15 protein-coding genes are annotated in these 17,323 nt (G+C 71.0%); 7 read left to right on the top strand and 8 right to left on the bottom strand.

What is annotated here, in order from left to right; genetic code table 11:
* Positions 1 to 65 precede the first annotated feature (65 nt).
* Positions 66 to 1,679, top strand: coding sequence for a helix-turn-helix domain-containing protein (locus ACFZBP_RS19420; RefSeq protein ID WP_391414555.1), 1,614 nt, complete (start codon positions 66 to 68; stop codon positions 1,677 to 1,679).
* A 99-nt stretch (positions 1,680 to 1,778) separates the two neighbouring features.
* Here ACFZBP_RS19420 and dapE read toward each other — a convergent pair whose 3' ends face one another.
* The 3 genes from dapE to ACFZBP_RS19405 all read right to left on the bottom strand — a co-directional run bounded on the left by dapE (position 1,779) and on the right by ACFZBP_RS19405 (position 5,155).
* Entirely contained in the window at positions 1,779 to 2,840 is a 1,062-nt protein-coding gene (gene dapE / locus ACFZBP_RS19415) for a succinyl-diaminopimelate desuccinylase (protein WP_391414553.1), read from the bottom strand.
* Entirely contained in the window at positions 2,837 to 4,303 is a 1,467-nt protein-coding gene (locus ACFZBP_RS19410; protein WP_391414552.1) for an amino acid permease, read from the bottom strand. Before ACFZBP_RS19410 ends, dapE begins: the two co-directional genes overlap by 4 nt.
* A 429-nt stretch (positions 4,304 to 4,732) precedes the next feature.
* On the bottom strand, positions 4,733 to 5,155 hold the full coding sequence (locus tag ACFZBP_RS19405; protein ID WP_391414550.1) for a secondary thiamine-phosphate synthase enzyme YjbQ: 423 nt from the start codon (positions 5,153 to 5,155) through the stop codon (positions 4,733 to 4,735).
* 134 nt (positions 5,156 to 5,289) lie between these two features.
* Between ACFZBP_RS19405 and ACFZBP_RS19400 the strand changes: the two genes are divergently transcribed.
* The 5 genes from ACFZBP_RS19400 to ACFZBP_RS19380 all read left to right on the top strand — a co-directional run bounded on the left by ACFZBP_RS19400 (position 5,290) and on the right by ACFZBP_RS19380 (position 9,396).
* Positions 5,290 to 5,373 carry a putative leader peptide gene (locus ACFZBP_RS19400; RefSeq protein WP_349817350.1) on the top strand — a complete coding sequence of 28 codons (84 nt, stop codon included), beginning with the start codon at positions 5,290 to 5,292 and terminating at the stop codon, positions 5,371 to 5,373.
* A 116-nt stretch (positions 5,374 to 5,489) separates the two neighbouring features.
* Positions 5,490 to 6,374, top strand: a complete 885-nt coding sequence (locus tag ACFZBP_RS19395; protein ID WP_383448663.1) for an ABC transporter permease — start codon at positions 5,490 to 5,492, stop codon at positions 6,372 to 6,374.
* On the top strand, positions 6,347 to 7,129 hold the full coding sequence (locus tag ACFZBP_RS19390) for an ATP-binding cassette domain-containing protein (protein WP_391414548.1): 783 nt from the start codon (positions 6,347 to 6,349) through the stop codon (positions 7,127 to 7,129). Before ACFZBP_RS19395 ends, ACFZBP_RS19390 begins: the two co-directional genes overlap by 28 nt.
* A gap of 63 nt (positions 7,130 to 7,192) precedes the next feature.
* A complete protein-coding gene (locus ACFZBP_RS19385; protein WP_391414546.1) occupies positions 7,193 to 8,218 on the top strand; it encodes an aliphatic sulfonate ABC transporter substrate-binding protein in 1,026 nt (341 codons plus the stop codon).
* Positions 8,219 to 8,289: 71 nt separating this feature from the next.
* A complete protein-coding gene (locus ACFZBP_RS19380) occupies positions 8,290 to 9,396 on the top strand; it encodes an NAD(P)-binding domain-containing protein (protein ID WP_391414544.1) in 1,107 nt (368 codons plus the stop codon).
* Between the two features lie 359 nt (positions 9,397 to 9,755).
* Here the strand turns inward: ACFZBP_RS19380 and mltG are convergent, their stop codons facing one another.
* Complete coding sequence (gene mltG, locus ACFZBP_RS19375; RefSeq protein WP_391414542.1) at positions 9,756 to 10,610, bottom strand: endolytic transglycosylase MltG; 855 nt, start codon at positions 10,608 to 10,610, stop codon at positions 9,756 to 9,758.
* Between the two features lie 43 nt (positions 10,611 to 10,653).
* The gene (locus ACFZBP_RS19370) at positions 10,654 to 12,468 is read right to left on the bottom strand and encodes an ABC transporter ATP-binding protein (protein ID WP_383448653.1); all 1,815 of its coding nucleotides are present in this window, start codon (positions 12,466 to 12,468) and stop codon (positions 10,654 to 10,656) included.
* 94 nt (positions 12,469 to 12,562) lie between these two features.
* Between ACFZBP_RS19370 and ACFZBP_RS19365 the strand changes: the two genes are divergently transcribed.
* Entirely contained in the window at positions 12,563 to 13,012 is a 450-nt protein-coding gene (locus tag ACFZBP_RS19365; protein ID WP_391414539.1) for a MarR family transcriptional regulator, read from the top strand.
* 87 nt (positions 13,013 to 13,099) lie between these two features.
* Here ACFZBP_RS19365 and ACFZBP_RS19360 read toward each other — a convergent pair whose 3' ends face one another.
* The 3 genes from ACFZBP_RS19360 to ACFZBP_RS19350 all read right to left on the bottom strand — a co-directional run bounded on the left by ACFZBP_RS19360 (position 13,100) and on the right by ACFZBP_RS19350 (position 17,201).
* Positions 13,100 to 14,503: a cation:dicarboxylate symporter family transporter gene (locus ACFZBP_RS19360; protein WP_391414537.1), complete on the bottom strand. Its 1,404-nt coding sequence runs from the start codon at positions 14,501 to 14,503 to the stop codon at positions 13,100 to 13,102.
* A 169-nt stretch (positions 14,504 to 14,672) separates the two neighbouring features.
* Positions 14,673 to 16,322 carry a peptide-N4-asparagine amidase gene (locus ACFZBP_RS19355; RefSeq protein ID WP_391414535.1) on the bottom strand — a complete coding sequence of 550 codons (1,650 nt, stop codon included), beginning with the start codon at positions 16,320 to 16,322 and terminating at the stop codon, positions 14,673 to 14,675.
* A 51-nt stretch (positions 16,323 to 16,373) separates the two neighbouring features.
* A complete protein-coding gene (locus ACFZBP_RS19350; protein ID WP_383448645.1) occupies positions 16,374 to 17,201 on the bottom strand; it encodes a hypothetical protein in 828 nt (275 codons plus the stop codon).
* Between the last annotated feature and the right edge of the window lie 122 nt (positions 17,202 to 17,323).

The raw sequence follows: 17,323 nt of genomic DNA, 5'->3' as shown, positions 1-17,323 counted from the left end.
TCCCTGTTGCGATCGGCCAAGGCCCTGGGCGGTGACCGTCCGATAGAAAGGCCAATCGTCACCAGGTGACCGTCCCACCGGAGAGCCCGACCGCCATGGAGTCCAGCACCCTCGAGGAACTTCTCGATACCCTCGGCGGTCCCGTGCTCCGCGTGCTCACCGCCCCGGCCGGCCTCACCACACCCGTTTCCGAGGTCGTGCTTCACGACGCCGGGGCCCCGTTTCCGCGCAGCGCGCCGGGCGCCCTGCTGCTGACGCTCGGGGTGCGAGAGGGTGAGGTGGGACCGCTGGCACGCGATGCCGCGGCGGCCGGGATGGCCGGACTCGTCGTACGGGCCGGGGAGGGGCAGCCCGACGCGGTGGCGGCGGCGAAGGCCCACGGCCTCGCGCTGCTCTCCGTCGACGAGGACGCCGCCTGGCATCACGTCCATCTGCTGCTGGCCTCCGCGATCGCCGCCCGGCCCGGCCCGGCGGGCGGCGGGGCCGCCTTCGGTGACCTGTTCGCGCTCGCCAACGCGGTGGCCGCGGCCGTGGGCGGCGCGACCGTCATCGAGGACGCCCGCCAGCGGATCCTGGCCTATTCAACCGTCCCCGGGCAGGTCGTCGACGAGGCCCGGCGGCAAGGCATCCTGGGCCGCCAGGTGCCGAGCAGCCCCGAGAACACCGAGCAGTACCGCGTCCTGTTCGCCGCCCCCGGACCTGTACGCCTCGCCGCACTCGACGGCGACGAGTTGCCGCGGCTCGCCGTCGCGATCCGTGCGGGCGGTGAGACGCTGGGGTCGATGTGGGTCGTGGACGACGGGCACGTCGGCCGCGATGCCGTGGACGCACTCACCCAGGGCGCGTCCACGGCCGCCCTGCTCCTGCTGCGGGCACGAGCGAGCGAGGAGCTGTCCCGGCATCTGACGAGCGAGGTGCTGCGCCGTCTCCTGGACGGCACCGCCGATCCCGCTGACGCCGCGCACCGTCTCGGCCTCGCTTCCGGCGCCCCGGTCCGTGTCGCGGCCTTCGCCCTCGACGGCGCGGTGTCCACGCCCGACGGTGAGCAGACCGCGCTGCGGCTGCTCGACCTCGTACGGCTCCAGTGCGAGGCGCGGTACGGGCGGCACGCGTGCGTGCTGGTGGAGGGGAGCGTGTACGCGCTGCTGCCGGTGGCCGGTGAGCGCGGTGGCGAGCGGCACAAGCGGCTCGCCGAGGACATCGTGCGGCGCGCGGGTCAGGCGCTGCGGGTGACGGTGCGGGCCGGGCTGGGCGATGTGGTCCCGGGCCTGGCGGCCGTGCGCGGCTCACGGGAGGACGCCGACCTCGTTCTGCGGGTGCTCGGCCCGGATGAGGACGTCGCCGCCGTGAGCGAGGTACGCGCCCGTGTCACCCTGCTACGGCTGCGTGAACTCATCGGCGCGGAACGAGCCTTGACGGCGGGTGCCTGGCGGGAGGTCCTGGCGTACGACACCGCGCACAGCACCGACTACGCCAGGACCCTGGTGTGCTGGCTGGACGCCGGATGCGACATGGCGCGGGCGGCGAAGCTGCTCGCCGTTCACCCCAACACCTGCCGGTACCGCCTCAGACAGGCGCAGCAGCACCTCGGCATCGATCTGGACAACCCGGACGAGCGGCTGGTCCTGTGGCTGCAGCTGCGGACGCTCGGGGGCCTGCGGGGCGCCGGGCGGGCCTGACCCGCGGCGGGCAGCAGGTGGGGTCCCCGGTCGGCGTCGTGGGATCCGAGGTCGACGCCGACCCTTCCACCAGCCCGGGGTAGCGCGCCCCTGTGGGGTTCAGCCACTCAGCCAGGCCGCGAGCCGAGCCTCGCACTCCCGCAGTTGCCGGACGGGCACGTACTCCCCGGCCGTGTGCGCCAGGGTCGGGTCACCCGGGCCGTAGTTGAGCGCGGGTGTGCCGAGCGCGGCGAAGCGGGCGACGTCGGTCCAGCCGAGCTTGGGGCGGGGGGTCGCCCCCAGCACCTCGACGAACGAGGCGACCGGACCGTGTCCGAGCCCCGGCAGGGCACCCGGCACGACCTCGGTGACCTCGACCTCGTACTCGGGGAAGAGCCCGCGCAGATACGCCTCGGCCTGCCCGGCCGAACGGCTCGGCGCAAAGCGCAGGTTGACCGTGATCACGCAGGCGTCGGGGACGACGTTCTCGGCGATGCCCGCGCGGACAGCGACCGCGTTCAGCCCTTCGCGGTACTCCAGGCCGTCAATGACGATCCGCTCGGAGGTGTGGTCGTCGAGGCGCTGGAGCACGGCGGCCGCTCGGTGCGCGGCGTTGACGCCCATCCAGGAACGGGCGGTGTGCGCGCGCTCGCCGCGCACCGTGATGTCCGCGTTCAGCACACCCTGGCAGCCCGCCTCGATGCCCGCGCCGGACGGCTCCATGAGGATCGCCAGGTCCGCTCTGAGCAGGTCGGGGCGTTCGGCGGCGATACGGTTCAGGCCGTTGCGGTCGCCGGAGACCTCCTCGCACTCGTAGAAGACGTACGTGACGTCGCGTACCGGTGTCGGGAGGGTGGCCGCGAGGCGAAGCGCGACGGCGACGCCGCCCTTCATGTCGCACGCCCCGAGCCCGTGGAGCAGGCCTCCGTCCAGTCGGGAAGGCAGGTTCCCGGCGGCCGGCACGGTGTCCAGGTGGCCGCCGATGACCACTCGCTCGGCGCGACCCGAGTCGGTGCGGGCCAGGACGGAGTTGCCGATGCGCTCGACCGTCAGATGTGCGCACGCGCGCAGGGCGGACTCCACGGCGTCGGCGAGGTCGGCCTCGTCGCCGCTCTCGGACGGGGTGTCCACCAGGGCCCGTGCGAGGTCCACCAGGTCGGCGGCCGGGTTCAGCGAGGTCATGCGAGGTTCTCTTCCTTCGGGGCGGACCGGCCCAGCCGGGAGTTCTTGATGCCGTACAGCGCATAGATCGCGAACCCGACTACCATCCACAGGCCGAACGCGAGCCAGGTGTCGATGCCGAGCCCCCACATCACATAAACGCAGCACAGCACGCCCAGCACGCAGCTCACCGGCGCGAGGGGTACCCGGAAGCTACGCGGGGCATCGGGGCTGCGCCGACGCAGGATCAGGACGGCGCAGTTGACCAGCGCGAAGGCGAACAGTGTGCCGATGCTGGTGGCGTCGGCAAGCGCGCCCAGCGGCACGATTGCGGCGAGCACCATGATGAACGCGGACACGATGACCGTGTTGGCACGGGGCACCCCGGTCTTCGGGTGGATCTTGGCGAACAGTGGCGGCACGAGCCCGTCGCGCGCCATGGAGAACAGGATGCGGGTCTGCCCGTACTGCACGGCGAGGACGACGCTCGTGGTGGCGACTACAGCGGCCACGGACAGCAGGACCGGCCACAGGTTGCCGCCGCCGACCGAGTGGACGAGTACCTCACTGAGGGTGGCCTCGGTACCCGCGAACTTCGGCCACGGCATCGCGCCGACCGCCGCGATCGCCACCGCGCAGTACAGCGCGGTGATCACCCCGAGCGAGAGGAGGATGGCGCGCGGCAGGTCACGCTGCGGGTTCTTCGCCTCCTCACCGGCCGTCGACGCGGCGTCGAAGCCGATGTACGAGAAGAACAGGGAGGCGGCGCCCGCGCTCACTCCCGCCATGCCGAGCGGGAACAGCGGCTGGAAGTTCCCGGCACGGAACGCGGTGAAGGCGACGGCGCAGAACATCACCAGGGCGGCCACCTTCACCGCCACCATGATCGTGTTGACGACGGCGCTCTCACGGGCTCCGCGCAGCAGCACCACCATGGCCAGGACGACGATCGCGGCGGCGGGAACGTTCAGCACACCGCCCGCGCCCGGCGGGGCGACCAGCGACTCGGGCAGCGTCCAGCCGACGGTGAGCTCCAGCAGCTCGTTCACGTACTGGCCCCAGCCGACCGCCACGGCCGCGACCGAGACGCCGTACTCCAGCACCAGACACCAGCCGCAGACCCATGCGACCAGCTCGCCGAACGTGGCATAGGCATAGCTGTACGAGGATCCGGCACCCGGGATCATGCCCGCCAGCTCGGCGTAGGACAGGGCGGAGAACAGAGCGGTGATCCCGGCGAGCACGAAGGAGACCACGACGGCGGGGCCCGCTTCGGGTACCGCCTGGCTGAGGACGACGAAGATCCCGGTGCCCAGGGTTGCACCCACGCTCAGCAGCGTGAGCTGCGTGAACCCCATCGTCCGGCGCAGCTCACCACCACGGGCTTCGGAAACGAGATCGGCGACGTCCCGCCGCCGCGTCAACCTGCTTCCGGCCTCGACCTCACCCGCGGTTCTCCGCGGGCGCGTCTGTACTGTGTCCACGCTCCACTCCTCTCACAGCTCCACTTCGGCCCTTGATGATGCGGAACGGGGGAATGGAGAGGGGTGTGCGTGTCGGCCAAGACGGTGCGGGATGCTTTGGCCTCCTGGCCGAAGCCGAAGAGGGAGTCGTCGGCATCCCGAAGCGAGTGCTGTTGATGGCCTCCTCTCTGGACGGGCGAGGCACTCGACCACTCCCTGCGGGAGGAGACTCCGCGCATCGGGCTCTGTCGGGAACGGCTGGCCAACGTCACCGCGCAGCCCGGTCGAGGCTCTTGCACGTTGCTGGGCTGACACGGCGAGAACCGACGCGTACAGGGGTAGTCGACGAGGGGCTGGAGCGGAGATCGCCGCCGGCGCCAATTCTGCCGCTTCTGCGAGTGACAGACCCCGTCCCGCCCACGGTCCCTGTCCGGGTCCCCGCAATGACCACTACCCGAGGAACGACAGGCGCACCTGACGGTCGGGGTTGTCCCGGTTGGTGTCGACGAGGCACACCGACTGCCACGTCCCGAGCTCCAGCCGTCCGTTCAGCACCGGCAGTGTCGCGTGGGGCGGGACGATGGCCGGGAGGACGTGGTCGCGGCCGTGGCCGGGGCTGCCGTGGCGGTGTTGCCAGCGGTCGTCGGCGGGCAGGAGGGTGTGCAGGGCGGCGAGGAGGTCGTCGTCGCTGCCGGCGCCGGTTTCGATGACGGCGATGCCGGCCGTGGCGTGCGGGACGAAGATGTTCAGCAGGCCGTCGCGGCCCGCGGCCGCCTCCCGCAGGAAGGCCTCGCAGTCGCGGGTGATGTCCACGACCCGCTCCGAGGAGCCGGACGCGACGTTCAGGACTCGGGTGGTGAAGGCGTCTGACATGTACTCCATCCTCGCCCATGCACCGGAGTTCACACGTGAGGGGACGCCGACGAGACGGCCGAGCCGTGATACGCGAGGTCCATTTCGCGAGACGCCGTTGACCATGACCTCGTCATCTGGCTAGCTTCTGCGGCATGTTGCGTTCAGCCCTGCTCACCACGCGCGGTCACATCGACCTGCTGCGGGTGGCCTCCGCCGCGTGTCGCCGCGGCTGCTGACGCCCCTTTTCCCCACCCCCTTCACCCGCGCTTCCCGCGTGCGCCCGCCCGGTTCTGCTCCGGCCCGGTGCCGCTGAGGCGCACCCCCGTCACGCTCATCGCCCTCTGGAGCACTCATGAGCATCAGTCATGCCCCACCCGACTCCTCAGAGACGGATATTTCCCCCAAGTCAGATCTTGAGCATCCGGCGTCCGCCGTCGATGTCGTCCCCCTCCTCCCCGCCTCCTCCCGCCGCACCCGCGTCCCCCGCTGGCTGCGCCGCACCACCGGCCCGGTCCTGCTGCTCCTGCTGTGGCAACTGCTCAGCAGCACAGGCGCGTTGACCGCCGACGTGCTCGCCTCGCCGGGCCGTATCGCCCAGGTCGGCGGCGATCTGATCGCGGACGGTTCGCTGGCCTCGGCCATGGGGACGTCCCTCCAGCGCGTCGCCGCCGGGCTGGCGCTCGGCACCCTCGTCGGGACCGGACTCGCGCTTGTCTCAGGCCTGTTCCGGGTCGGTGAGGACCTCGTGGACGCGCCCGTGCAGATGCTGCGGACCGTGCCGTTCGTCGGGCTGATCCCGCTGTTCATCATCTGGTTCGGCATCGGCGAGGCACCCAAGGTCGCCATCATCACGCTCGGCGTGACGTTCCCGCTGTACCTCAACGTCTACGCCGGTATCCGTGGCGTGGACGCCCAGTTGATCGAGGCCGGGGAGTCCCTCGGGCTGTCCAGGTGGGGTCTCGTACGGCACGTCGTGCTGCCCGGCGCGCTACCGGGCGCCCTGACCGGCCTGCGCTACTCGCTCGGCATCGCCTGGCTCGCGCTCGTCTTCGCCGAGCAGGTCAACGCCGACTCCGGCATCGGGTTCCTGATGGTGCAGGCGCGGGACTTCCTGCGGACCGACGTGATCGTGGTCTGCCTGATCGTCTACGCCTTCCTCGGCCTCCTCGCCGACTTCGTCGTCCGCTCCCTCGAAAGGCTGCTGCTGCAATGGCGACCGACGTTCACCGGCCGGTGAGCCCCCTGGCCGCACAGGCCAGGCCGACCGCGCAGGCCGTACCCGTCCCCCAGGCCGTGCACGTCGACGGGCTGACCCGCTCCTTCGACGGCCGTGCCGTCATCGACCGACTCCAACTCGACGTCCAGCCGGGCGAGTTCGTCGCCCTCCTCGGCCGCAGCGGCTGCGGCAAGTCCACCCTGCTGCGCATCCTGGCCGGACTCGACCGGGACATCGAGGGCACCGTGCTGGTGCCGCGCCGCAAGGCCGTAGCCTTCCAGGCGCCGCGGCTGATGCCGTGGAAGAAGGTGTGGCGCAACGTGCTGCTCGGCCTGCCGGGCAAGCCCGAGCGCGGCGTGGCCGAGCGGGCGCTGAAGGAGGTCGGCCTCGACCACCGTACGGACGCCTGGCCCAAGACGCTCTCCGGCGGGGAGGCACAACGCGCCTCGCTCGCACGGGCGTTGGTCCGCGAGCCCGATCTGCTGCTGCTCGACGAACCGTTCGGCGCGCTCGACGCGCTGACCCGGATCAAGGCCCAGCGGCTCGTGGGCGAGTTGTGGCAGCGGCGCGGCTGCGCGGTCCTCCTGGTCACGCACGACGTCGAGGAGGCCGTGCTCCTCGCCGACCGCGTGCTCGTGATGGACGACGGGGTCATCGCCCACGAGCAGCGCGTCGACCTCGATCGGCCCCGCGACATCACCGACCCGCGGTTCGCCGAACTGCGCGCCGGGCTGCTGGAGCGACTCGGCGTCGACACCACCGCCGAAGCCGCCTGAGCCACCGTCCCGAAGAAGACCGCAGAACCCCGCCGCCCCTCAGTTCCACAGAACGGATCCGTCATGCGACGTCGCCTCGTCCCTGCCGCGCTGCTCCTTCCCCTGGCCCTGTTCCTGTCCGCCTGCGGAGGCAGTTCGTCGGCCTCGACCGGCGGCGACACCGACGGCTCGGGCTCCCTGACCCTCGACGTCGGTGACCAGAAGGGCGGTTCGGAGGCCATCCTGCGGGCCGCGGGAGAGCTGAAGAACCTCGACTACAAGATCAAGTGGTCCACCTTCACCTCCGGCCCGCCGCTGCTGGAGGCCGTCAACGCCAAGGCCGTCGACATCGGCGGCGTCGGCAACACTCCGCCGGTCTTCGCGGCGGGCGCCGGTTCGAAGATCGCGGTGGTGGCCGCCTGGCACGGCACGTCCCAGGGCGACGCCATCCTCGTGCCGAACGACTCGAAACTGACCCGGACCGCGCAGCTCAAGGGCAGGTCGGTCGCCGTGGCGCAGGGCTCCTCCGCCCACTACCAGCTGGTCGCCTCCCTGAAGGAGGCGGGGCTGAGCCTGAGCGACGTGAAGGTCAAGTACCTCCAGCCGGCCGACGCGCTGGCCGCGTTCACCTCCGGCAGGGTCGACGCGTGGGCGGTGTGGGACCCGTACACCTCGCAGGTGCTCAAGGGGAAGCAGGGCCGCGTGCTGACCACCGGTGACGGCATCACCAACGGGCTGACCTTCCAGGTGGCGGCGCCGGGCGCGCTGAAGGACAAGAAGAAGGCCGCCGCGATCAAGGACTATCTTGAGCGGCTGCGTCGGGCCCAGAAGTGGGTCTACACCCACGAGGACGAGTGGGCGAAGGTCTGGTCGAAGGAGACCGGACTGCCCGAGGACGTGGCGCTGGCCGCCGTGAAGCGGACGTACACCACCCGGATCGCGGTGGCCGTCGACAAGCCGCTCATCGCCTCCGAGCAGGAGATCGTCGACACCTTCGCCGAGCTGAAGCTGATTCCGAACAAGGTCGACTTCGGCGCTTTCACCGACAGCCGGTTCAACGGCGACCTACCGCCGTCGACCACCGCGTCCCGTCCCTCGGAAGGTCCCTGAGGGCGCGCGGTCCGCTGACGGTCGGGGCCGGGAAGGGGAAGATCCTTGCTCCCGAGGCTGTTAGTAGAAGCGTGAACGATATCGAGACGGTCGAGTCCGTCGACGTGGTCGTCATAGGCGCTGGTCAGGCAGGTCTCTCCAGCGCCTATCACCTGCGGCGCACCGGCTTCGAGCCGGACCGCGACTTCGTGGTGCTCGACCACTCCCCCGGCCCGGGCGGCGCCTGGCAGTTCCGGTGGCCGTCGTTGACGTACGGCAAGGTGCACGGGATGCACGCGCTGCCGGGCATGGAACTGACCGACGCCGATCCCGAGCGGCCGTCGTCCGAGGTCATCGCGGAGTACTTCGACCGGTACGAGCGGACGTTCGACCTGCGTGTCCGGCGCCCCGTCGACGTGCGTGCCGTGCGCGAGGGTCCGGACGGGCGGCTGCTCGTCGAGACGTCGGCCGGCACCTGGTCGACGCGGGCGCTGATCAACGCGACCGGCACCTGGGACCGGCCGTTCTGGCCGCGCTACCCCGGCCAGGAGACCTTCCGGGGACGGCAGTTGCACACCGCCCAGTACCCCGGGCCCGAGGAGTTCACCGGAAAGCGGGTCGTCGTGGTCGGCGGCGGGGCCTCCGGCACCCAGCACCTCCTGGAGATCGCCCGGTACGCCGCCGCCACGACCTGGGTCACCCGGCGCCCGCCCGTGTTCCGCGAGGGTCCCTTCACCGAGGACGTGGGCCGCGCGGCGGTCGCGCTCGTCGAGGAGCGGGTCCGCCAGGGGCTGCCGCCCAAGAGCGTCGTGTCGGTCACGGGGCTGCCCCTGAACGACGCGATCCGGGAGGGGCTCGCCGACGGGGTGCTGGACCGGCAGCCCATGTTCGACCGGATCACCCCGACCGGCGTGGAGTGGAGGGACGGGCGGCGCCTGGACGCCGACGTCATCCTGTGGGCGACCGGCTTCCGAGCCGCGGTCGACCATCTGGCTCCCCTGCGGCTGCGCGAACCCGGCGGCGGCATCCGCGTCGAGGGAACGCGCGCGGTCGCCGACCCCCGCGTCCACCTCGTCGGCTACGGCCCGTCCGCCAGCACGATCGGCGCCAACCGAGCCGGCCGCGCGGCCGTGCGGGACATCAGGCGGTCGCTGGCGAAGGAGCAGCAGGAGCAGGGGGCCGAATCGGTCGCCGCGTGACGTCCCGTCGGGGTGGGACGCAGGGGCTTACTGCTCCGCCGAGGTCCTCCGAACTCGACCGACGGGCCAGGGGGTCCATGGTCCGCGGGTCCATGTGTGCCGGCCGCGCCCCGTCTCCGCGCGCGCCCACGCCCCGAATCGGCCGCCACGAGCAACCGGGGCGCGTCTGCCACCCCGCCCCGCGTCCGACCGTATGCCGATCGCCGTGCCGCCGTCCGAATGCCGACCGCCCACCACCATGCGCACCGCTGCCCGCCACACGGCCGCGCCCGGCAACGGCCGACTGCCCGGCCCCGCAAGGATGTCGCCCCGCCCCGCAGGGATGCAGCTCCCGCCCCGCAAGGATGCCGCCCGGGCGCTCACTTCGTCGGCTTCGGGGAGGCCTCCCGTTGGGCCTTGTCGAAGTCGGCGACATTGTGCTGGTGTTCCGAGTAGTCGGCGGTGAAGCGGGTGTCGCCGGGCTTGACGGTGACGAAGTAGAGCCAGTCACCCGCCGCCGGGTTGATCGCGGCGCGCATGGCGTCCTCGCCCGGGTTGGCGATCGGCGTGGGCGGCAGGCCCATGCGCTGGTACGAGTTGTAGGGACTCTCGATGCGCGTGTCGGCGTCGCTCGCCCTGAGCGTGCGGCGGTTGAGGGCGTAGTTGACGGTGGAGTCCATCTGCAACGGCATCCCGCGTTCCAGCCGGTTGTAGATGACCCGGGCCACCTTGCCCATGTCGGCCTTCGTGTCGGCCTCGGCCTGGACGATGCTGGCGATGGTGACCGCCTGATAGACGTTCATCGCGTTGCGCTGCGCCCCGGCGGCGATCGGGGCGCCGCTGAACTTCTGGTTGGCGGCGTCGACCATGGCCGACAGCAGGGAGTCCGGCGTCGCCTTCTTCCCCGCGCGCTCCAGCGGATACGTCGCCGGGAAGAGGTAGCCCTCGGGGTTGCCGTCGGCGTCGTTCGGCAGTTTGAGGTCGAGCTTGCCGAGGGACTTCTTGGTGGACCCGGGCGGCAGGGCGAGGGCCTTGTCGATGGCCGCGTAGACCTGGCTCGCCCGCCAGCCCTCCGGGATCACCAGCGAGGTCGGCTTCGCCTCCTCGTCCTCGCCCAGACTCAGCAGCGGCACCGCCACGGCGGTGCCGGCCACGACGGCGCCGGCGGCGATCAGGGCGATACGACCCCGGCGCGTCAGTCGAATCGTGCTCCGTGACGGAGTGTTCATGTGCATGCGTGCACGGTAACGTGCACATGCTCACAAACCCGGCATAACGTCACCCCGTCGGCTCCAGTTGGGCGTCACGGCGGACCAGCGCCGCATACCGCCCGTCCCGCTCCAACAACTCCTCGTGCGTACCCCGCTCCGCCACGCTCCCGGCGTCGAGCACCACGATCTGGTCGGCGCCCCGAACGGTTGACAGGCGGTGCGCGATGGTGACCGTGGTGCGGTTGGCGGAGAGGGCGTCGATGGCTTCCTGGACGGCGTGTTCGGTACGGGTGTCCAGCGCGCTGGTCGCTTCGTCGAGGATCAGCACCGGAGGGTCGCGCAGGATGGTGCGGGCGATGGCCAGGCGCTGCTTCTCACCGCCGGAGAAGCGGTGGCCGCGCTCGCCGACGACCGTGTCGTAGCCGTCGGGCAGGGCCGCGATGTGGTCGTGGATCTGGGCCGCCCGGGCCGCCTCGTACAGCTCCTCGTCGGTGGCGTCCGGCTTGGCGAAGCGGAGATTGTCGGCGACCGAGGCATGGAAGAGGTACGTCTCCTGCGAGACGACGCCGACCGCGCGGGCGAGGGTGTCGAAGTCGAGGTCGCGCACGTCGACCCCGTCCAGGGTGACCCGGCCGCCGGTCACGTCGTACAGCCGCGGCACCAGGTGGCCGAGCGTGGACTTCCCGGCGCCGGTCGGACCGACGACCGCGAGGCTGCCGCCCGCCGGGACGGTGAGGTCGATGCCGTCGAGGATCGGGCGGCTCTTGTCGTCGCCGCCGTCGCCGTCGTAGCGGAACTCGACGCCCTCGAAGCGGACCTCGCCCTTGACGGCGTCGAGGTGGACGGGGTCCTTCCGCTCGGTGATGTCGATGGGCAGGTCGAGGTACTCGAAGATGCGCTGGAACAACGCGAGCGAGGCCTGGATCTGGACGCCGGTCGACAGCAGGCTGACGGCCGGGCGGAACAGGCCCTGCTGGAGCGAGACGAAGGCGACGATCGTGCCGATCGAGACCTGCGGGCCGCCCAGCTGGAGGGCCGTGCCCGCGGCCCAGTAGATGACGGCGGGCATCGCTGCCATGACGATGCCGATGACGGCCATGCGCCAGCGGCCGGCCATGTTCGACCGCACCTCGAGGTCGACCAGCCGCTCGGACTCGTCCGAGAAAGCCGTGGTCAGCGAGTCGGAGCGGCCCATCGTGCGGCCGAGCAGGATGCCGCTGACCGAGAGCGACTCGGTGACGGTGGCGGCCATCGCGGCCATCTGCTTCTGCCGCTGGGTGGTGATCTTCTTGCGTTCCTTGCCGACACGGCGGCTGATCCACACGAAGACCGGCAGCAGGAGGAGTGAGACCGCCGTCAGCCGCCAGTCGAGGGCGATCATCGCGACGATCGTGGCGACCACGCTGGTGAGATTGGAGACCAGGGAGGTCGCGGTGGAGGTGACGGTGGCCTGCATGCCGCCGATGTCGTTGGCGATGCGGGACTGGACCTCGCCGGTGCGGGTGCGGGTGAAGAACGCGAGCGACATGCGCTGGAGGCGGCCGTAGACGGCGGTGCGCAGGTCGTGCATGACGCGCTGGCCGACCGTCGTGGAGATCAGGGTCTGCAGGACCCCGAAGACGCCGGTCAGCATGGCGCTGAGGATCATGCCGAGCGCGAGCAGGCTGAGCAGGCCGGTGCGGCCCTCGGGGATGGCGACGTCGAGGATGGCCTTGAGGAGGAAGGGGGTGGCGACGCCGACGAGCGACGAGGCGCCGACGAGGAGGCCGACGACGGCCAGGCGTCCGCGGTAGGGACGGAAGAGTCTCAGGATGCGGCGCACCTGCCGGGGCTGCGGCTCGGCGGCAGGTGGCGTCCAGGAGGGTTCGTTGTCGGGGTGCATGGGCTCCTTCGGAGGGTATGCGATGCGGGACTGACGGAGCTTAGCTCATTGTTACCTATGCTCACAATGAACGTCGTCCTGATATTGTTCCCGCATGACCAGCCCCGATCCCGACGGCCCGCTCGCCGAGCAGCTGCTGCGCTTCACCCTCCGGGTGCACCGGATCCAGAAACGTCACCTGCTGGAGCGCGACCTGGGGGTCACCCCGGCCCAGTCACGGCTGCTGCGCACCCTCGCGCACTATGACTCGCCGCCCCGGATGGCCGACCTCGCCGAGCGCCTGGAGGTGGTCCCGCGCGCGGTGACGACGCTGGTCGACGGGCTGGAGGCGAGCGGGAAGGTACGGCGGGTGCCGGATCCGACGAACCGGCGGGTCATCCGGATCGAGCTCACCGACGACGGCCGCGGTGCTCTGCGGGAGCTGCACGGTGCGCGCCGTTCGGCGGCGGAGGAGATCCTGGCGCCACTGACGGACGAACAGCGCTCGGCGCTGGGCGACTTGCTGGACACGCTGATCGACGGGACCGCCGCGCGAGGGTGCTGAACGCGAAGGGCCGCGGCCACCGCTCCGTAGGGCCGGAGGGGTGGCCGCGGCCCTTGCTGAGCCCTGCCGTGGAAAACCGGGTGAACGTCAACCGGCCTCGGAGGCAGTCTCCTTGTCCGTCCGGACCGGTACGGCGGCGACCGGTTCCGCGGGCGGCGCCGGGACGGCCTTCTCCGGCTCCTCGTCGTCCAGGTGGACCACGATCTCGCCGTCCAGGACCTTCTTCGCCCGCTCCCGGTCCAGCGCGCCCTCCCAGCGCGAGACGGCGAAGACGGCGACGCAGTTGCCGAGCAGGTTGGTGACGACGCGCATCGAGTCCATGATGCGGTCCACGCCGAGCAGCAGGGCGACCGCGCCCGCCGGGATCGCGCCCAGCGAGGAGGCGGTCGCGGACAGGGCGAGGAACGCCGAACCGGGGATGCCGGCCATGCCCTTGCTGGTCAGCATCAGCACCAGTACGACCGTGATCTGCTGGCTGAGACTGAGGTCCACGCCCACGGCCTGGGCGATGAAAAGCGTGCCGATGGACAGATAGAGCGACGCCCCGTCGAGGTTGAAGGAGTAGCCCGTCGGCAGGACCAGACCCACGGCGTCGTCGCGGGCGCCGGCCTTGCGCAGCTTCTGCATCACGCGCGGCAGGACGGACTCGGTGGAGGCGGTGCCGAGCGCGAGCAGCATCTCCTCACGGATGTAGCGCAGGAACTTCCAGAGGCTGAGCCCGGTGACCACCTTCAGCGCGACGGCCAGCAGCGCGATGAAGAGCGCGGCGGCGGCGTAGCACAGGACGATCAGCTTGCCGTAGGTCTCGATGACACCGAGGCCGTAGTTGCCGATCAGGACGGCCATCGCACCGAACACGGCGATCGGGGCCAGCCGCATGACGAAGCCGACGATCGCGAAGATGATCTCCTGGGCCTGCTCGATGGCCGGCAGCACCTTCGGCACCTTGGTGTGGCCGAGGTGCAACAGCGCCGCACCCACCAGACAGGCCAGGACGAGCACCTGAAGCAGCGAGTTCTCGGCGAAGGCGCCGATGAACGAGGTGGGAATCGCCTCGAGCACGAACTGGGTCGTCGACGGCAGATGCCCACCGCCGGTCTTCGCGTCGACCGCCGAGGCGTCGAGCGTGGACGGGTCGACGTTCATCCCGGATCCGGGCTGGACGACGTTGGCGGCGAGAAGGCCGATGACCAGCGCGAGCGTGCTCGCGACCTCGAACCAGATCAGGGCCTTGAGCCCGATCCGGCCGAACGCCTTCAGGTCACCGGCCTTGGCGATACCGACGACGACCACGCAGAACACGAGCGGGGAGATGATCGTCTTGATCAGCCGGATGAATCCGTCGCCGAGCGGCTGAAGATCCGCGGCGAAGCCGGGCCACAGCTTCCCGACGACGATTCCGAGCACGAGCGCGCAGGCGACCTGCGCGAAGAGAGAGGTACGCAGCGTGCGTGCGACGCGTCGCGGAAGGGACGGTTCGGACGGCGGCACGGGAACTCCTAGGGGACGGCGGCACACAGAAGCCAGGGACGGTGACTTCTGCCATACGGAAAGCGAATTCCGTGGCGATCACTCTGCTGGTGATGTTGGTCCGGCACAAGACCCCCGTGTTGCATCCGTGTAAATCGCTTTCTGAGTGACGCGTCGCACATCACTCGCTTCAGCAGCCCCGGCGATCCTCGGTCAGCAGACCCTGGACGCTGGTGAGCGAGCGGTCGTAGCAGCCCGCCGAGCCGTACAGCCGATAGCGCTCGCTGGTCGTACCGACCGCGTGCCGCTGGTCGCGCGGCACGTTCAACGTCCATGACGCGTCGCCCTCGACGGTGTCGTCGAGCCACGACCACGCGATCCGCCCTCCGGCCCGGGTCGTCCCGACCGCGGCCCGGTCACCCAGGGTCAGCACGGTACGCAGCCGGTCGCCCGCGCCGATCGTGATCGCGCCGTCCATCGTGTACGTCAGCCGGGTACGGGTCGTGCGGGCGGGTCCGCGTCCGTCGACGGTGACCGACTGGTCGTCCTTCCATGTGGCATCGAGCGCGTCCAGGTTCTCGCCGTCGGTCCAGCGGTGCGTGGAGGTGTTGGCGAGCGATCGCCTGACGGTGGTCGTCACCCGGCCGTGCGAGGTGTCGACGTATCCGCCGACGGTCAGCCGATGGCCACCCTGCGTGTCCACCCGATGCTCCGAACCGGGCGTGTACGTCGAGGAGTTGGCGAGGTCGCCGGCCTTGTGCTCGGTGAGCCGCCCGGTGACGTGCGCGCTCTTCGCGTCCTGCCAGACGAGGACGTTCACCGGTGCGCTCCAGCCGCTCTGCCCCGCCGGGACGCCGACGACGGAGACCTCGACGCGGTGCGGGCGGCCGTCGTTGAGGAGGCCGGCGAACGGTGTCAGGTCGTATTCGATCGGCTTGACGTCGAAGGCGCGCGGCCCCGGAGTGACGTACCAGAGGAAGGGGTTGGACCAGCCGCCGGTCCAGACGTGCGGGAACGGCGCGGCGATTCCGGCCAGTTGGCCGTCGACCTCGATCTGCACCTCGCGGTAGGGACCGTCGCCGGCCTTGCAGGAGTAGGGCGCCGGGTCGGGCGCCGACAGGTACCAGAACTCCTCGCAGCCGCCGCCGGATCCGGTGGCGTACACCTCGGCGACGATGCGTTCGCTGTTGCGCGGGGTGGTGACAGTGCCGTTCTGGAGGGTGAGGACGCGGTCGGGGGTGGCGGAGCGAGCGGCGGCCGTAGGGGGCCGGGTGGCGTTCGCGGCGGGGTGCGTGGCGTTCGCCGCGGGGCGGGCGGCGTAGAACGTCAGCGTGACCTTGACGTCGATGACGCCGGTGTAGGTGTCGTCGACGACGTTCCCGATGAGCATCTCGACGTCCTGGCCGCGGCGGAAGGTGTCGCTGTATCGCGTGACGTCCTTCTCGACGGACCACTCGATCCCGTCGGGCGACGGCTCCGGCGTCGACGTACGGAAGATCTCCACCCCGCCGACGTGCAGATACCCGAGCCGGTCGAACTGGCGTCCCTTGACCTTGCCGTCCATCCGCAGCACGACCTTGCTCCACCGCTCGCCGCAGCCGTCGGGCGGTGTGTAGGTGCCCTTGTACGGGGTGAAGTCCCGGAACCGGGCCTCGGCGACGGTGACTTGGCAGGACTTGCCGGACGGCTTGGTCACGGGCGGTGCGGCCGTGACCGGGTCGTGCCAGTCGGTGCCGAACTCGGCGGGCACATCGGCCGATCGGGCGGGGGCCGCGCCCAACAGCGAGCTTGCGAGGAGGGTCGCTCCCGCAAGCATGGACATGACGATTCGTCTCTTCATGGCCGGTGTTCTACGGGGACTCGGGCCGCTGCCGCAATGACGCCTCCCGCGTCAGCGTGAGCGTTTCAGGTCCGCCCTGTCTCCCATCACCACCACGGGATGCCGATCCGGATCGAGCGTGCGCAACAGGTACGCCATCGCCGATTCGGACAGGCTGACGCAGGCCGAGGTGCCACTGCCGTGGTCCATGTGCAGCCAGATGCCACCGCCCTTGCTCTGACCCTCGGGCCGGGTGGGATCGTTGGGCGGGGTGCCTTTGACGCGGTTGTAGTCGATGGCGATGACGTAGTCGAAGTCGTGCCAGTGCGACTTCGCCCACCAGCGCGGTGCCGCGAAGGCGGCGGAGCGCGTGTACGGCAGCCTCGCCCCGGGGTCCCTGAGGACGCCGCCCGCGTCGCTCAGCGTGAACACGCCCACGGGGCTGCGGTTGTCGCCCTCGTGGTGGTCGGTCGTCCAGCCCTTCTTGCCGTTGTGGGCGGGCCAGCTGCGGACGCGCTCCCAGGTGGAGCCCTCTCTGGCGTAGAGCACGACCGTGGCGGTCGCGGAGTCCCTGCCGTCGCCGTAGACCGCCACGACCTGGCGGGAGTCGGCGGGGATGCGGGACTGCCATCGGTCGCCGACGCCCGGGATCCGCGTCGGATCCTGAGTGGTGGCCGGGCGTGTGCGCGCACCCTTGCCGACGTCCGCACCAGTGCCGTGTTCCGTGCCGCCGCAGGCGGTCAGGGTCGCCAGAGCGACCAGCGTCGTCCACGTCGTCAGGGCCGCCAGGCGGCCCAGGAGGAAGCCGGGGGCCGACCTCGCGCCCGTCGTGCGCCCTACTCCGCGCCCTCCGTGTCCGCCGTGCACTTCGCGCCCTTCGCGCCCTCCGTCGTTCCGCATCGGTCCATGGTGGCACCCCGTGTGGCGCGGCAGCCGGATCTGTACGGCGGCTTGGAAAACCGTTTGCGTCCGGCCACGCTGCGACGCGAACCTGTCACGGTTTGCTGCCGCCGTGCGCTGCC

This window comes from Streptomyces sp. NPDC008086, assembly GCF_042957325.1.
Lineage (GTDB): Bacteria > Actinomycetota > Actinomycetes > Streptomycetales > Streptomycetaceae > Streptomyces.
This window is presented reverse-complemented; position numbering and strand designations above follow the sequence as displayed.

Coding starts and splice junctions, on each gene's coding strand:
- mltG (WP_391414542.1), bottom strand. CDS start 10,610: ATGCACATGAACACTCCGTCACGGAGCACGATTCGACTGACGCGCCGG.
- ACFZBP_RS19405 (WP_391414550.1), bottom strand. CDS start 5,155: ATGTCAGACGCCTTCACCACCCGAGTCCTGAACGTCGCGTCCGGCTCC.
- ACFZBP_RS19350 (WP_383448645.1), bottom strand. CDS start 17,201: ATGCGGAACGACGGAGGGCGCGAAGGGCGCGAAGTGCACGGCGGACAC.
- ACFZBP_RS19355 (WP_391414535.1), bottom strand. CDS start 16,322: ATGAAGAGACGAATCGTCATGTCCATGCTTGCGGGAGCGACCCTCCTC.
- dapE (WP_391414553.1), bottom strand. CDS start 2,840: ATGACCTCGCTGAACCCGGCCGCCGACCTGGTGGACCTCGCACGGGCC.
- ACFZBP_RS19370 (WP_383448653.1), bottom strand. CDS start 12,468: ATGCACCCCGACAACGAACCCTCCTGGACGCCACCTGCCGCCGAGCCG.
- ACFZBP_RS19385 (WP_391414546.1), top strand. CDS start 7,193: ATGCGACGTCGCCTCGTCCCTGCCGCGCTGCTCCTTCCCCTGGCCCTG.
- ACFZBP_RS19400 (WP_349817350.1), top strand. CDS start 5,290: ATGTTGCGTTCAGCCCTGCTCACCACGCGCGGTCACATCGACCTGCTG.
- ACFZBP_RS19395 (WP_383448663.1), top strand. CDS start 5,490: ATGAGCATCAGTCATGCCCCACCCGACTCCTCAGAGACGGATATTTCC.
- ACFZBP_RS19365 (WP_391414539.1), top strand. CDS start 12,563: ATGACCAGCCCCGATCCCGACGGCCCGCTCGCCGAGCAGCTGCTGCGC.
- ACFZBP_RS19390 (WP_391414548.1), top strand. CDS start 6,347: ATGGCGACCGACGTTCACCGGCCGGTGAGCCCCCTGGCCGCACAGGCC.